This window comes from Pseudomonas sp. MYb13, assembly GCF_002980075.1.
Taxonomy (GTDB): Bacteria; Pseudomonadota; Gammaproteobacteria; order Pseudomonadales; family Pseudomonadaceae; genus Aquipseudomonas; species Aquipseudomonas lurida.
The window spans coordinates 235,634-250,756 of the sequence record NZ_PCQI01000002.1; the positions used below are offsets into that span (position 1 = coordinate 235,634).

The following is a 15,123-nucleotide window of genomic DNA, read 5'->3' on the forward strand; positions in this document are numbered from 1 at the left end:
CCTAATGAATTACAACTGGGACTGGAGCGTGTTCTTCAAGTCCACTGGCGTGGGCAGCGAGACTTATCTCGACTGGTACATCGCTGGCTTGGGCTGGACCATCGCCATCGCTGTCGTGGCATGGATTATCGCCTTGCTGCTGGGGTCCATTCTGGGCGTCATGCGCACCGTGCCAAACCGCATCGTATCGGGCATCGCGACCTGCTACGTGGAACTGTTTCGTAACGTGCCGCTGCTGGTTCAGCTGTTTATCTGGTACTTCCTGGTACCCGACATGCTGCCGCAGAACCTGCAGGACTGGTACAAACAAGACCTCAACCCGACCACCTCGGCCTACCTGAGCGTTGTGGTGTGCCTCGGCCTGTTCACCGCCGCCCGTGTCTGTGAGCAAGTGCGTACCGGCATCCAGGCGCTGCCACGTGGCCAGGAATCCGCCGCGCGCGCCATGGGCTTCAAGCTGCCGCAGATCTACTGGAACGTGCTGCTGCCCCAGGCCTACCGGATCATCATTCCGCCGCTCACCTCGGAATTCCTCAACGTCTTCAAGAACTCCTCCGTGGCGTCCTTGATCGGCCTGATGGAACTGCTGGCGCAAACCAAACAGACCGCCGAGTTCTCGGCCAACCTGTTTGAAGCCTTCACCCTGGCCACGCTGATCTACTTCACCCTGAACATGAGCCTGATGCTGCTGATGCGCGTGGTCGAGAAGAAAGTCGCGGTGCCCGGCCTGATCTCCGTGGGGGGTAAATAATGGAATTCGATTTCAGCGGCATCATCCCCGCCATCCCGGGCCTGTGGAACGGCATGGTCATGACCCTGCAGTTGATGGTCATGGGCGTGGTCGGCGGTATCGTGCTGGGTACGATCCTGGCGCTGATGCGCCTGTCCTCCAGCAAACTGCTGTCACGTGTGGCTGGCGCCTATGTGAACTACTTCCGCTCGATCCCGCTGCTGCTGGTGATCACCTGGTTCTACCTGGCGGTGCCGTTCGTATTGCGCTGGATCACCGGCGAAGACACCCCGATCGGCGCGTTCACTTCCTGCGTCGTGGCCTTCATGATGTTCGAAGCCGCGTACTTCTGTGAAATCGTGCGGGCCGGCGTGCAGTCGATCCCCAAGGGCCAGATGGCGGCGGCACAGGCAATGGGCATGACCTACAGCCAGACCATGCGCCTGATCATCCTGCCCCAGGCGTTCCGCAAGATGACCCCGTTGCTGCTGCAACAGTCGATCATCCTGTTCCAGGACACCTCGCTGGTCTACACCGTGGGCCTGGTGGACTTCCTCAACTCCGCCCGCTCGAACGGCGACATCATCGGCCGCTCCAATGAGTTCCTGATCTTTGCCGGTGTCGTCTACTTCATCATCAGCTTTTCCGCCTCGCTGCTGGTCAAGCGTCTGCAAAAAAGGTTTGCCGTATGATCTCTATCAAGAACATCAACAAGTGGTATGGCGACTTCCAGGTGCTGACCGATTGCAGCACCGAGGTTAAGAAAGGCGAAGTGATCGTGGTGTGCGGGCCGTCTGGCTCGGGTAAGTCCACCCTGATCAAGTGCGTCAACGCGCTGGAACCGTTCCAGAAAGGCGACGTTGTCGTGGACGGCACCTCGATTGCCGACCCGAAGACAGACCTGCCGAAATTGCGTTCACGCGTGGGCATGGTGTTCCAGCACTTCGAGCTGTTCCCGCACCTGACCATCACCGAAAACCTGACCATCGCGCAGATCAAGGTACTTGGCCGCAGCAAGGAAGAAGCCACCAAGAAGGGCCTGCAACTGCTGGAGCGCGTGGGCCTGTCGGCGCACGCCCACAAGCACCCGGGCCAACTCTCCGGTGGCCAGCAGCAACGTGTGGCCATTGCCCGCGCCCTCGCCATGGACCCGATCGTCATGCTGTTCGACGAACCGACGTCGGCGCTGGACCCGGAAATGGTCAACGAAGTACTCGACGTGATGGTGCAACTGGCCCACGAAGGGATGACCATGATGTGCGTGACCCACGAAATGGGCTTCGCTCGTAAAGTGGCCGACCGCGTGATCTTCATGGACGCCGGCAAGATCATCGAAGACTGCGCGAAAGAAGAATTCTTCGGCGACATCAACGCCCGCTCCGAGCGCGCGCAGCACTTCCTTGAGAAAATCCTGCAGCACTAAGCCCCACAGAGCTTCCACTGCAGAAACCGGGCCCATGTAACAGTGGGCTTGTGTGGGAGCGGGCTTGCTCGCGAAGGCGTAGTGTCAGTCGGTACATTTTTCATTGACCCACCGCCTTCGCGAGCAAGCCCGCTCCCACATTGGACTGCGCAGGCCGGCAAGCTCTGGTTGACCCAAGGCATCTGTGATGAAATGCGACCCCAACCAATTTCGCGCCGCACCGCCATCACTTGCCGTGAAACCACGCCTGATCCGCCAACTGTTCCTGCCACCGTTGATCATCGCCCTGATGATCGGCCTGGGTTATATCGGCTTCTGGATCAGCGAGTACTATGGCATCCGCACCCTCAGCGACACCGGCGAACGCCAACTGGAACTGCACGCCCGCACCGTCGAAAGCGAACTGAGCAAATACACCTACCTGCCCAGCCTGCTGGAACTGGAGTCCAGCGTCTCCACGCTGCTGGCCGACCCGAACCAGGAAACCCGCAAGACCGTCAACGACTACCTCGAAGGCCTGAACCGACGCAGTCGCAGTCGGGCCATCTACGTGATGGACACCACCGGCCGCGTGCTGGCCACCAGCAACTGGCGCGATGCCGACAGCTACCAGGGTGAAGACCTGTCGTTCCGCGCGTATTTCCAGAACGCCGTGCGTGGCCAGCCTGGGCGTTTCTATGGCATCGGCAGCACCAACGGCGAACCCGGCTACTACCTGGCCCACGGCCTGGAAGAGCACGGCAAGATCATCGGCGTCGCCGTGGTCAAGGTACGCCTCGAAGCGTTGGAAGAACGCTGGCAACGCGCACGTCTCGAAGCCTTCGTGAGTGATGAGAACGGCATCATTATTCTCTCCAGCGACCCGGCCCGCCGCCTCAAGGCCGTGCGCCCGCTGAGCGATGACACCAAGGACCGCCTGGCCCACAGCCTCCAATATTACTGGGCGACGCTCAACGAGCTCGAACCCCTGGCCCGCGAACGCCTGAACGAAGGCACCGAGAAGCTGACCTTTCCGGCCAACAGCGAAGTGGTCAACGACGAGCATGAGGTCAGTTACCTGGCCCAAACCCGCCCGCTCAACGACACACCGTGGAATTTCACCCTGCTCACCCCGCTCAACGACCTGCGCCGCGCAGCGATCAACCAGGGCATCCTGGTGGCGGTCGCGTTTGGCCTGGTGGCGTTTTTGCTGATTGCCTGGAACGAGCGTCGCAAAGTTATCGCCACCCGCCTCGCCGCGCGTGAAGCCCTGCAGGAAGCCAACAGCCAACTGGAGAGGCGGATTGCCGAACGCACCGCCGACCTGCGCGCCAGCAACGAACGGCTCAAGGGCCAGATCCGTGAACGGCGCCAGGCCGAGGAAACCCTGCGCCGCGCCCAGGATGAGCTGGTGCAGGCCGGCAAGCTGGCAGCCATCGGCCAGATGTCGACCAGCATTGCCCACGAATTGAACCAGCCGCTGGCAGCGCTGCGTACCCTGTCCGGCAACACCGTGCGCTTCCTTGAGCGCGGCGCCTTGGACACGGCCAGCGCCAACCTCAAGACCATCAACGAACTGATCGACCGCATGGGCCGCATCACCGCCAGCCTGCGCTCCTTCGCCCGGCGTGGTGACGACCAGGGCGAAGCCAGCCTCGCCAAGGCGGTGGACGCCACGTTCCAAGTACTCGGCGCACGCCTGGACAGCCAGCCACTGACCCTGCACCGTGACTTTTCCAACGCCCAACTGCAAATCGACCAGACGCGCCTGGAACAGATCCTGGTCAACCTGATTGGCAATGCCCTCGACGCCATGCAAGCGCAACCGGCCCCCGAACTCTGGCTGGAAGGCAGCAGCAGCGAGGGCAAATACCGCCTGCAAGTGCGCGACAATGGCCACGGTATCGACCCCGAGGCACGCAAGCATTTGTTCGAACCGTTCTTCACCACCAAACCCGGGGAGCAAGGCCTGGGCCTGGGCCTGACGCTGTCCGCCAGCCTGGCGGCGGCCACCGGCGGCACCCTCGCCGTGGAACACCCGGCCAGTGGTGGAACGGCCTTTGTCTTGTGCCTGCCTCTGGCGGGCGCTCAAAAAGCTGAGTCGACATGAATACAGACGCTACAGCCCTTAAAGACGACCTCACCGTACTGATCGTCGAAGACGACCCCCATGTGCTGCTGGGTTGCCAGCAAGCGTTGGCCCTGGAAGACATTCCCAGCGTCGGCGTGGGCAGTGCCGAAGAAGCGTTGAAGCGCATCGGCGAGAACTTCGCGGGCATTGTCATCAGTGATATCCGCTTGCCGGGGATCGACGGCCTGGAACTGCTCACGCGCCTCAAGGCTTTGGACAAGAGCCTGCCAGTGGTGCTGATCACCGGGCACGGCGATATTTCCATGGCCGTCGGCGCCATGCGCAACGGCGCCTACGACTTCATGGAAAAACCCTTCTCCCCCGAACGCCTGGTGGACGTGGCCCGCCGCGCCTTGGAGCAACGCGGGCTAGCGCGCGAAGTCTGGTCGCTGCGCCGCCAACTGGCCGAGCGCGACTCGCTGGAAGGCCGCATCATTGGCCGCTCGCCGGCCATGCAAAACCTGCGTGAGCTGATCGCCAACGTTGCCGACACGTCGGCCAACGTGCTGATCGAGGGCGAGACCGGCACCGGCAAGGAACTGGTCGCGCGCTGCCTGCATGATTTCAGCCGGCGCCACGACCATCAGTTCGTCGCGCTGAACTGCGGAGGCCTGCCGGAGAACCTGTTCGAAAGCGAGATCTTCGGCCACGAAGCCAATGCGTTTACCGGTGCCGGCAAGCGTCGCATCGGCAAGATCGAACACGCCCACGAAGGCACGTTGTTCCTCGACGAAGTGGAAAGCATGCCGATCAACCTGCAGATCAAGTTGCTGCGGGTGCTGCAGGAACGCACCCTGGAACGCCTGGGTTCGAACCAGAGCGTGTCGGTGGATTGCCGGGTGATCGCCGCCACCAAGTCTGACCTCGATGAACTGAGCCGCGCCAACCAGTTCCGCAGCGACCTGTATTACCGCCTCAACGTGGTGACCCTGGAACTGCCGCCGCTGCGTGAGCGCCGCGAAGACATCCTGCAACTGTTCGAACATTTCCTGCAGCAGTCGTCCCTACGTTTTGACCGCAGTGTGCCGGAGCTGGACAACCAGACCCTGTCCAGCCTGATGAGCCACGACTGGCCCGGCAACGTGCGCGAACTGCGCAATGTCGCCGAACGCTTCGCCCTCGGCCTGCCCGCCTTCAAGAAAAGCGGCGCCAGCAGCGGCAGCCATGGCCTGGCCTTCACCGAGGCGGTGGAAGCCTTCGAACGCAACCTGCTCAACGATGCGCTGCAACGCAGCGGCGGCAACCTGACCCAGGCCAGCCAGGAACTGGGAATGGCCAAGACCACGCTGTTCGACAAAGTCAAAAAATACGGGTTGAGCCACTGATGGATCTGGTATTGAAGGCCGCCCTCGGCGCGGCAGTGGTGTTGATTCTGGCCGCGCTGGCCAAGACCAAAAACTATTACATCGCCGGTTTGGTGCCACTGTTTCCGACCTTTGCGCTGATTGCCCACTACATCGTCGGCAAGGGCCGTTCGGTGGACGATTTGAAGACCACGATCCTGTTCGGGATGTGGTCGATCATTCCGTACTTTGTGTACCTGGCCACGTTGTATGTGATGGTGGACCGGATGCGCTTGGAGGCGTCACTCGCGGTAGCGGCGGTCGCCTGGTTGATGGCCGCGACGATATTGGTCAGCGTCTGGGTCCGCATCCATTCCTGACCCCGCTCGGTCAAACAATATGGGCGCTGGTTTGCCGGCGATGGCACCGCCTGGGTGTGCCTCATATACCGAGTCGCCTGCATCGCCGGCAAGCCAGCTCGTACACCTACCTGCTTTTGATCCACCCACTCAGGCCGGCTGCCAGGCCGCCTTGCTGTTGATCTTGATCTTAGGCGCCCCGTCAAACACGCTGGCCGGAATTCGACAGGGATTTGGGGGGTAAACCGGCAGGGATGCCGGTTTAGCCGCCCCGCGCCATGGAGGGCGCGTGGCGGCGGCCCCCCAAATCCCTGTCGAATTACGGGCACACCGAGCCTAGGCGAGGTGCCGAGTGTTGGGGCAAGAGCCTTTTGGTTACTTTGGGGCTTTTCCAAAGTGACCCGCTGTAAGAGCGGAACCCATAGCAGCCGTAACCTCAATAACGGCTATGTACCCGGTCTGATCCAACATCCAGGTCGACTGTCAGGCCGCCTTCGCGGGCAAGCCCGCTCCCACATTTGGATCGTGGCCTTACCGGTAGATTGCGGTCGGCTGTCAGGCCGCTTTCGCGGGCGAGCCAGCTCCCACAGTTGGATCGTGGCCTTACCGGTAGATTGCGGTCGGCTGTCAGGCCGCTTTCGCGGGCAAGCCCGCTCCCACATTTGGATCGTGGCCTTACCGGTAGATTGCGGTCGGCTGTCAGGCCGCCTTCGCAGGCAAGCCAGCTCCCACAGTTGGATCGTGGCCTTACCGGTAGATTGCGGTCGGCTGTCAGGCCGCCTTCGCGGGCGAGCCAGATCCCACAGTTGCATCGGTGGCTGACCCAGTGATCAGCGCACGATTTTGTCGACCTGGATGCCCAGCTTCTTCAGGCGATACCAGAAGCTGCGCTCGGAAATCCCGATCTTCGCCGCCGCAGCAGCCTGCACCCCATTGCTCTCCTGCAACGCCGCCAGAATATAGGCCTTCTCCACCTCCGCCAGCGCTGCGTCCAAATCCTGGGGAATGCCCGGCCCGTCGCTGAGGATGGCCGTTACGCCGCCCTCGCTCGGCTTCGACGCAAACAGGTAACCCGGCAGGTCGATGTCTTCGATCACTGGCGACGCCGCAACGATGGTCGCGCGCTCCACGCAGTTCTGCAGCTCGCGGATATTGCCCGGCCAGTGATACGCCGCCATGGCCTGCAACGCTTCGGCACTGAAACCGGTAATGCGTTTGCCGGCGGTGGCGCTCAGGGTCTGGGCGAAGTGACGGGCCAGTGGCGCAATGTCTTCCACCCGCTCGCGCAGCGCGGGCAACGGGATCGGGAACACGTTGAGGCGGTAATACAGGTCTTCGCGAAACTCCTTGTTGGCCACCGCGTCCAGCAGGTTCTTGTTGGTGGCGGCGATCACCCGCACATCCACCTTGCGCTCGCGGGGATCGCCTACCGGTTCGATCACGCGCTCCTGCAATGCACGCAAAATCTTGGCTTGCAACGCCAGGGGCATATCGCCCACTTCGTCGAGAAACAGCGTGCCCTTGTCGGCTTGCTGGAAGCGCCCTACCCGGTCAGCCACGGCACCGGTGAACGCGCCTTTGCGGTGACCGAACATCTCGCTTTCCAGCAGGCCCTCCGGGATGGCCGCGCAGTTGACCGCCACGAACGGTTTGTCAGCACGGCTGCCGTGCTTGTGGATGGCGCGGGCGACCATTTCCTTGCCAGTACCGCTTTCGCCGGTCAGCAGGATGGTAGCGCTGCTGTCGCGCACCGAGTCCACTGCTTGCAGCACTTTGCGAAATGCCGGGCTGTCGCCCACCAGGCTGTCGAACTGCGCATGCTCGTCCAACTCGGCACGCAAGCGCGCATTGTCGCGCATGATGTCGCGAAACTGCAGGGCCTTGGCCACGGTGATGTCCAGCTCGTCGATGTCAAACGGCTTGGCGATGTAGTCGTAGGCGCCGTTGCGCATCGACTGCACGGCGTTTTTCACGGTGCTGTAGGCGGTCATCACGATCACGGGTACGTGGGGGTAGCGCACCTTGATCTCGGCCAGCAGCGCCGGCCCGTCCATGCCCGGCATGCGCCAGTCGCTGATCACCAGGTCGATGTCTTCCTGCTCCAGCACCTTGAGCGCGTGCAGGCCGTTGCCGGCGATAAACACCTGCACGTTGTTCTGGCCCAGGGCCGACGCCAGCAGGTCGCAGAGCTTGGGTTCGTCGTCGACTACCAGAATGTTATGCGTCATGACTGTCCTCGTCGTCTTCGCCAATCGCCGGAATGTACAGGCTGAAGGTGGCGCCGGCATCTTTCTCGCTGGCACATTCGATGCTGCCGTCGTGACTTTCCATGATCGAATAGACTTTGGCCAGGCCCAGCCCGGTCCCTGACGCCTTGGTGGTGACGAATGGCGTGAAGATACGCTCGATCATGTCCGCCGGAATGCCCTGGCCGGTGTCGGCGATGCTGATCACGGTGTTGTCGTCGTGCGTGCGAATGCCCAGGGTCAGGCGCCCGCCTTCGGGCATTGCATCGATGGCGTTGATAATCAGGTTGAGGCATGCCTGCTTGAGCTGCTTGGCGTCCGCGTAGATCGTCGCCCCCGGTGCCTGGTCATCGATGTGCGCGTCGATGTTGTGGGTGGCCAGTTCCGGGGCACAGAAGCCGAGGATTTCCTCCACCAGCGGGCGCACGGGCTGCAACACGCGCAACGGCGGGTTGGGCTTGGCGAAGTCGAGGAACTCGGTGATCAGGTCGTTGATGCGGCTGACTTCACTGATCACGTATTCCAGATGGCGCTTGTCGGTGTCCGGCAGGTCAGCGCGGCGGTGCAGCAGTTGCGTGGCCGTCTTGATGATGCCCAGCGGGTTACGGATCTCGTGGGCCAGGCCCATGGCGACTTCACCCAGGGCGTGCAGGCGATCACGCCGGCGCAACTGGGCTTCGAGGTGATGCAACTCTCCCAGGCGCTCGGTCATATGGTTGAAGGTGCTGCTCAACTGCGCCAGTTCGTCACCGCCGCTGACCACCACACGGTGCGCGTAATTGCCGGAGATCACCGCGCTCACGCCTTGGGACAGGTCGCGCAACGGCTTGGTCAGGCGCCGTGACACCAACACCCCCGCCGCCAACGACAATGCCGAGCTGAGCAGGAAGATCAGCACGAACAGATTGCTCTGGTTCACCAGCCCCACCAGGCTGGTGTGGCGCAGCAGGCCACTGAAGATAACGCCCTGCAAGTCGCCGGCGTCGTTGAAGATTGGCCAGTAGAGACCGCTGTAGTTATTGGTGAACTGTTCGCTGGGCTGCTTGGTGCTGCGCATCGCGGTTTCGACATTCTTGGGAATGCGCGAGGGGTGATCCTCGAAGCGCTGGGTCGAAAAGATTTCGGAGAAACCCTCGGGGTTCGCCAGGTACAGGCGCAGGTCGAGGGAATGCACATCGGCCACGCTGGTGAGGAAACTGCTGTCCAGGTACGTAGCCACCAGCAGCAGGTAATCGACGCCGTCCTGCGTGGTCTCGAAGGTGGACACCACGATGCCGGTGCTCACCCCGGCCACCTGCACCGTCTGCAACACCGCATTGCTGGTCAGGCTGATCTGCTTGACGATGTCGTCGGAGGCGGTGCTGAACACCAGTTTGTGGTCACTGACGCGGATCAGTGCGACCACGTCGATATCCGTCGCATCGGCAATGTCGGCGGTCAGCCGGTCATGCTTGGCCGCCTGCCGGTTGGAGGGCGGGCTGGTATAGCGCAGGAACAGCTTGGCCATGCGTGCGTTGTCATGAAGGATGTCGCCGATCTCGTCCTTGACGATCTTGGTCGACTCCTGCAGCCAGATGCGCACGTTGCTGTCGAAGATCTGCGACAACGTGGTAGCGGCCAACTCGGCCGCGATCATGGTGGGAATCACGCTGACCAACCAGAACGCCAGCACCAGCTTGCGCTGGACGCTCCAACGCGAAATGGCAAAGGGGCGGGCTTTCTGGCGGGTCTTGGTGATCATCAGGTTTCGCTTATCGCAGCAGCCATGGCAGGGTCGGAACGATCCGGTCGAATAAACAGTTTTACAAACATGAGCAGGCCGTTGACCAGCCGGTTGCGGTGGCGGAAAAACACACTGTTGCCCTGGAACTCGCAGCCCAGGCGCAGCTTACTGGCATACCCGGCCTGCCCGCACTCGTACAACGCAATATTGTGCTCAATACAGTAGTCGACATTGGTCAACCAACTGCGAAAGTACAGGTTGTAGTCGCGGGTGAATTCGACGTCATGCCCAAAGAATTTATCCACCAAACGGTGTTCATCCACCAGGACCAGGTTGAACGCCACCAGGTGCTCGTCCACCCAGTAAAGAACACAGACCGCGCGTTCATCAAGCCGTTCGAGCACGCCAGTGAAGTAGCCGGCGGGCAGCCGCTCGAATTGCAATTCGGCGCGCGCGAGCGTGGCCTCGTACAGGCGCATGACCTCGGGAAGCACGTCGTCGATGTTGCGCCGCCACTCCACCCGTGGCCCCGGCGCGCGCAGTTTGCGGCGCAGGTCCTTGCGGGTGGATTTACCCAGCGAGCCCAGGTAGGCGTCCACCGAACCGTACGGCAGCGGCAATACGCCCGAGGGCAAGCTCGGCATGCTTTGGAAGCCTGCCGCCCGGCAACTCTCGAGCCAATGCGGGTCTTTGCTCGGCGCGTCCTTGACCGCCACCAGGCCGACGCCAAACTCATCGGCATCCCGGCGCGCAGCCTGCAGCAGGTGCTTGAGCAACAGCGGACGACTCGCATGCGGCACGCCGCTGGCGAAACCGGCGTCGCAACGTTCGGCCACCGGCGAACCAAGGGCGTATAGCCCCAGTTGCAAAAGCCCCGGCCACAGGCGCTCCACACGCTCGGCCAAGCGCTTGCCGGCACCCGACACCGTGGTGTCGAGGCGATAATGAGTGATGAACGCGGCAGCCACCGCCACCAGCGTTCCATCCTGGTAAACCGCCAGGTACCGCCACTGGAAATCAGCAATGGCGGCGTTTTCCACGGCGACGTAATAGTCCCAGTCCTCCAAGGCACCCGGAAAACAGTCGTTCCAGGCGCTGCGCTGGAGGGCCCGGATGGTCGGGAACGCTTGGGTGGTAATCACAGGTTTCCCTTATTTCTTGGGCCAGCACCGATCAGATGTGCACGTGCGTGTGTGGCAGCTGGCTTGCCTGCGATGGCATCGCCTCGGTTTCATTGATAGACCGAGGTGTCCGCATCGCGGGCAAACCAGCTCCCACATCGACCCGCGTTGGTTTTAAGCCCGCGTGCTGCTCGACGAAGTCGGCACTCAACTCGATCACCCGCCGGTATTGCAGGTCGACCGTGATCATGTGGTAACAGTTGTCCAACAGGATCTTGGTCACCGGCCCGCCGAGATGGCGCTCCACGTAGTCCGCGTTCCAGCGGCTGGTGATGTCATCCTCGATGGAGTGCAGCACCAGTGCCGGCACCTTGATCTGCGGCATGCGTTTCTTGACCACGGCGTTCATCCAGTGCAATTCCCGGACAGTCACCCCCTCCATCGTCAACAAGCCCGCTTCGCTGCTTTCGCCTTCTTTCATCTGCCGTTCAACGATGGCACGCAAACGTTCGTTCTTGATGCCGTAGGGTGGCTTTTCGGTAAAGCGGAACAGACGCACGCCAAACGGGATACGGATCAACAACGGCGTGATGAATGCCATTTTGTTGATGCTCCAGCCGTCGTACTTGAGCGTTGTGGAGTACATCAGCAACCCGGCCACTTCGCCCGGATGCTCCGACGCCAGGTACATCGACATGACCGCGCCCATGGACAAGCCACCGACAAACACCTGCGGGTGTCGCTGTTTGACACCCACGAAGGTCTTGCGCACGCCTTCGTACCAGTCGCGCCAGCCGGTGGCTTGCAGGTCGCTGTTGTCGCCGCAATGCCCGGCCAGGGTGGGCACGTACACCGTGCAGTTACCCGCCTTGGCCAGGCCCTTGGCGACCTGGCGCAATTCCGTCGGGGTGCCGGTCAGGCCGTGGATCAACAGGATCCCGACCGGACCTTCACCAAGAACGAAGCCGGCATCACCTTCACCGAGGTCGATCTCTGCCTGGCTCACCGGCGAGTCGCCCGCACCAGCAGTTGTTCGAGCAGCTTCAGGCCCAGCTCGATTTCCGGATAGCTGATTTCCAGGGACGGTGCCAGGGTGATCACGTTTTTGTAGTAACCGCCCACATCGAGGATCAGGCCGAGTTTCTGGCCGTCTACCACCATGTCGCCCTTCATGCCTTCTTCGACCATGTAGTCCAGGGTCGCCTTGTCCGGCGTGAAACCATCCGGGCCGCAGATTTCGCAGCGCAGCGCCAGGCCCAGGCCATCGACATCGCCGATGATCGGGAATCGTTTCTGCAGGTCTTGCAGGCCTTCGAGGAAGAACTTGCCCTTGGCCATGACCATCGCGCCGTAGTCGACTTCGTTGGTCATCTTGAACATTTCCAGGCCTACCGCCGTGCCCAACGGGTTGGAGGCAAAGGTGGAGTGAGTCGAACCTGGCGGGAAGACTTTCGGGTTGATCAACTCTTCACGGGCCCAGATGCCACCCAGTGGGTTGAGGCCGTTGGTCAGTGCCTTGCCGAACACGATCACGTCCGGCTGCACGTCGAAGTGCTCGATCGACCACAACTTACCGGTGCGGTAGAAGCCCATCTGAATTTCGTCGGACACCATCAGGATGCCGTGCTGGTCCAGTACGTGCTTGAGTTCGCGGTAGAAGTTCATCGGCGGGATCACGTAGCCGCCGGTGCCCTGGATCGGTTCGACGTAAAACGCGGCGTATTCGCTCTGGCCGACTTTCGGGTCCCATACACCGTTGTATTCGGTCTCGAACAGGCGCGCAAATTGCTGCACGCAGTGGCTGCCGTATTCTTCCTTGGTCATGCCTTTCGGGCCACGGAAGTGATACGGAAACGGGATGAACTGCGCGCGCTCGCCGAAGTGGCCGTAGCGGCGACGGTAGCGGTAGCTGGAGGTGATCGACGACGCGCCGAGGGTACGTCCGTGGTAGCCGCCCTCGAAGGCAAACATCAGGCTCTTGCCGTTCGTGGCGTTACGCACCACTTTCAGGGAGTCTTCGATGGACTGCGAACCGCCAACGTTGAAGTGCACGCGACCGTCGAGGCCAAACTTCTTCTTGGCGTCGACCGCGATCATTTCCGACAGCTCGATCTTGCCCTTGTGCAGGTACTGGCTGGCGATTTGCGGCAGGGTGTCGATCTGCTGTTTCAGCGCGTTGTTCAGGCGCGGGTTGGCGTAGCCGAAGTTGACCGCCGAGTACCACATTTGCAGGTCAAGGTAGGCCTGGTCTTCGGTGTCCCACACGTAGGAGCCTTCGCAGCGGCTGAAAATACGTGGCGGCTCGATGTAGTGGACGGTGTCGCCGTAGGAGCAGTACTTGGCTTCTTTATCCAGAAGCACCTGGTCTTCGGCGGTAGCGATACGGATATCAGACATGATGGAAGAGTTCCTGATTGTCAGCAGCAGTAAAGGAGGTGGCGTTGGCGGCAATGCCTTGTGGCAGCAGCGCCAGCAATGCGGGCACTTCGGCAAACGTGTCGAAGCGCGCGTGAGGGATGTTGTTGGCCACGCAGTAGTCGGCGAGGCTGCCCTTGGCAAACACGAAGTCGGCGGTGGAGGCCACGCACATGTCGGACTTGCCATCGCCGATCACCAGCACGCGCTTGTTGCGCGGGGTGGACTTGCACTTGCAGTTGCCGGAGGCGGCGCGGCAGGCATCGCTGGCATACGGGAAGTCGATGCGCCAGCTGTTCTGGTCGACCTGGCGCAGGCGGTTGGCGAGGATCGGCAGCAAGGTCACGTAGTTGCGTGACAGGATCCGCGCGATGCCCTGCTCGATGCCGTCGCTGACCACCTCGATGGACGCGCCCAGGCCGATCACGTGATCGACGAAGTCCGGGAAGTCCGGATCGATCTCGACACTGTCGAAATACGCCAGCAGCTGCGAAGGCGTGGCCTTGATCAGTGCCAGTTGGCGGCTCAGGCATTCGCGTGAACCGATATGCCCATCCAGCCATTCCTGTTCGATGGTTTCCCACTCGGGGCCGGCGAAGCGTTGGAGGACGTTGTCGATGACATCGGTGGGGGTAATGGTCCCGTCGAAGTCACACACGATATGCCAGTGGATCATTGCGTTTACCTTAGGAGGAGCGCGCTCTGTGCGCTTGCAACAGGGGTAGAGCAGGGACTGTGCCAACTGGCGCAAGCCCAGCGGTGCTGGGGCTTTGCTCGGCATGAAGGGTGATTTGTGTCGTGGGAGCTACAATTTTTGTAGCTTGCTACAAACAAGATGAGTGCTTGCGCGAGGGCGGCCGTTCGCGCGTTCATGCGCACGTAATCAATCAAGGAACAGTGACCATGTTGAGGATCACTTGCGCTGCACTGGCCGGTTTACTGGGCCTCTGGAGCGTTTCAAACGCGGCTCAGGCCGACGGTATCACCGGCGAAGTCGGCGCAGGCGTCAGCTACCAACCCCACGACCCTACCGGCAGCCGCTACGAAACGCGGCCCGTTCCCTATTTCGATCTGGACTGGGGCACTCTCAGCCTGAGTACCGATGACGGCTTGACCTGGAGCGCCCTGGACAGCAACGGCTTTACCGCCGGCCCGTACATCAACTACCTGCAGGGACGCACCTCGAACGGCGCGCTGCAGGGGCTGCGCAATGTGTCGGACATGGCCGAGGTAGGGGGTTTCATCCAATACGCGCCGGCTGATTTCTGGCGGGTGTATGCACAGCTGGGCCAAGCCGTCGGCGGTGGCCACTCGCAGAGCGGCGCACTGGGCAAGGTCGGTGGCGAGCTTGGCTATCCGCTGGGCAACGGGATTATCGGTAGCAGTGGCTTGGTGGCGCACTTCGCCGATGCACGCCAGACCCAGACGTTTTTCGGCGTGGATGACAACGAGGCGGCCGCGTCGGGTATTCGCCCGTACAACGCCAGCGGTGGCTTCCAGAACGTGACGCTGACCCAGAGTTTCGAGTTTCCCCTGGCGGCCAAATGGTCGTTGCTGACCAGCGCCAGCTGGGTACACCTGGTGGGCTCGGCGGCGGACAGCAGCATCGTCCGGCAGACCGGCGACGTGAACCAGGGCCAAGTGCAGACGGCCATCAGCTATACGTTCGATTGAGGTTGGTCTGGGGTTTGCAATGAGGTCCTGGAATCCATT

General features: G+C 61.8%; 13 protein-coding genes. 7 read left to right on the forward strand and 6 right to left on the reverse strand.

Annotated features, from left to right (window positions below):
* The first annotated feature begins 4 nt into the window (after positions 1–4).
* From CQ002_RS04615 to CQ002_RS04640, 6 genes are all read left to right on the forward strand, one after another.
* Entirely contained in the window at positions 5–751 is a 747-nt protein-coding gene (locus CQ002_RS04615) for an amino acid ABC transporter permease (RefSeq protein ID WP_098465863.1), read from the forward strand.
* The gene (locus CQ002_RS04620) at positions 751–1,422 is read left to right on the forward strand and encodes an amino acid ABC transporter permease (RefSeq protein ID WP_034102399.1); all 672 of its coding nucleotides are present in this window, start codon (positions 751–753) and stop codon (positions 1,420–1,422) included. The genes CQ002_RS04615 and CQ002_RS04620 overlap by 1 nt, the downstream gene beginning before the upstream one ends.
* Complete coding sequence (locus CQ002_RS04625; RefSeq protein ID WP_105161717.1) at positions 1,419–2,153, forward strand: amino acid ABC transporter ATP-binding protein; 735 nt, start codon at positions 1,419–1,421, stop codon at positions 2,151–2,153. The genes CQ002_RS04620 and CQ002_RS04625 overlap by 4 nt, the downstream gene beginning before the upstream one ends.
* 187 nt (positions 2,154–2,340) lie before the next feature.
* Complete coding sequence (locus CQ002_RS04630; RefSeq protein ID WP_034102397.1) at positions 2,341–4,242, forward strand: sensor histidine kinase; 1,902 nt, start codon at positions 2,341–2,343, stop codon at positions 4,240–4,242.
* The gene (locus tag CQ002_RS04635; protein ID WP_034102396.1) at positions 4,239–5,588 is read left to right on the forward strand and encodes a sigma-54 dependent transcriptional regulator; all 1,350 of its coding nucleotides are present in this window, start codon (positions 4,239–4,241) and stop codon (positions 5,586–5,588) included. Before CQ002_RS04630 ends, CQ002_RS04635 begins: the two co-directional genes overlap by 4 nt.
* Entirely contained in the window at positions 5,588–5,926 is a 339-nt protein-coding gene (locus CQ002_RS04640) for a GlpM family protein (protein WP_034102395.1), read from the forward strand. The genes CQ002_RS04635 and CQ002_RS04640 overlap by 1 nt, the downstream gene beginning before the upstream one ends.
* An 809-nt stretch (positions 5,927–6,735) precedes the next feature.
* Here CQ002_RS04640 and CQ002_RS04645 read toward each other — a convergent pair.
* The 6 genes from CQ002_RS04645 to CQ002_RS04670 are packed head-to-tail and all read right to left on the reverse strand — an operon-like array spanning position 6,736 to position 14,086.
* Positions 6,736–8,133: a sigma-54 dependent transcriptional regulator gene (locus CQ002_RS04645; RefSeq protein WP_034102394.1), complete on the reverse strand. Its 1,398-nt coding sequence runs from the start codon at positions 8,131–8,133 to the stop codon at positions 6,736–6,738.
* On the reverse strand, positions 8,123–9,892 hold the full coding sequence (locus tag CQ002_RS04650; RefSeq protein WP_069021991.1) for a HAMP domain-containing sensor histidine kinase: 1,770 nt from the start codon (positions 9,890–9,892) through the stop codon (positions 8,123–8,125). Before CQ002_RS04650 ends, CQ002_RS04645 begins: the two co-directional genes overlap by 11 nt.
* Positions 9,892–11,016, reverse strand: a complete 1,125-nt coding sequence (locus tag CQ002_RS04655) for a GNAT family N-acetyltransferase (RefSeq protein ID WP_105161716.1) — start codon at positions 11,014–11,016, stop codon at positions 9,892–9,894. Before CQ002_RS04655 ends, CQ002_RS04650 begins: the two co-directional genes overlap by 1 nt.
* 31 nt (positions 11,017–11,047) lie before the next feature.
* Positions 11,048–12,001 carry a carboxylesterase gene (locus tag CQ002_RS04660; RefSeq protein WP_034102391.1) on the reverse strand — a complete coding sequence of 318 codons (954 nt, stop codon included), beginning with the start codon at positions 11,999–12,001 and terminating at the stop codon, positions 11,048–11,050.
* Positions 11,998–13,392 (reverse strand): aspartate aminotransferase family protein, encoded by a 1,395-nt coding sequence (locus CQ002_RS04665; protein WP_034102390.1) that lies wholly within the window; start codon positions 13,390–13,392, stop codon positions 11,998–12,000. The genes CQ002_RS04660 and CQ002_RS04665 overlap by 4 nt, the downstream gene beginning before the upstream one ends.
* Entirely contained in the window at positions 13,385–14,086 is a 702-nt protein-coding gene (locus CQ002_RS04670; protein ID WP_034102389.1) for an HAD-IB family phosphatase, read from the reverse strand. The genes CQ002_RS04665 and CQ002_RS04670 overlap by 8 nt, the downstream gene beginning before the upstream one ends.
* Positions 14,087–14,313: 227 nt before the next feature.
* Here CQ002_RS04670 and CQ002_RS04675 point away from each other — a divergent pair, with 227 nt between their 5' ends.
* Positions 14,314–15,084, forward strand: a complete 771-nt coding sequence (locus tag CQ002_RS04675) for a MipA/OmpV family protein (RefSeq protein WP_034102388.1) — start codon at positions 14,314–14,316, stop codon at positions 15,082–15,084.
* Positions 15,085–15,123: the final 39 nt, after the last annotated feature.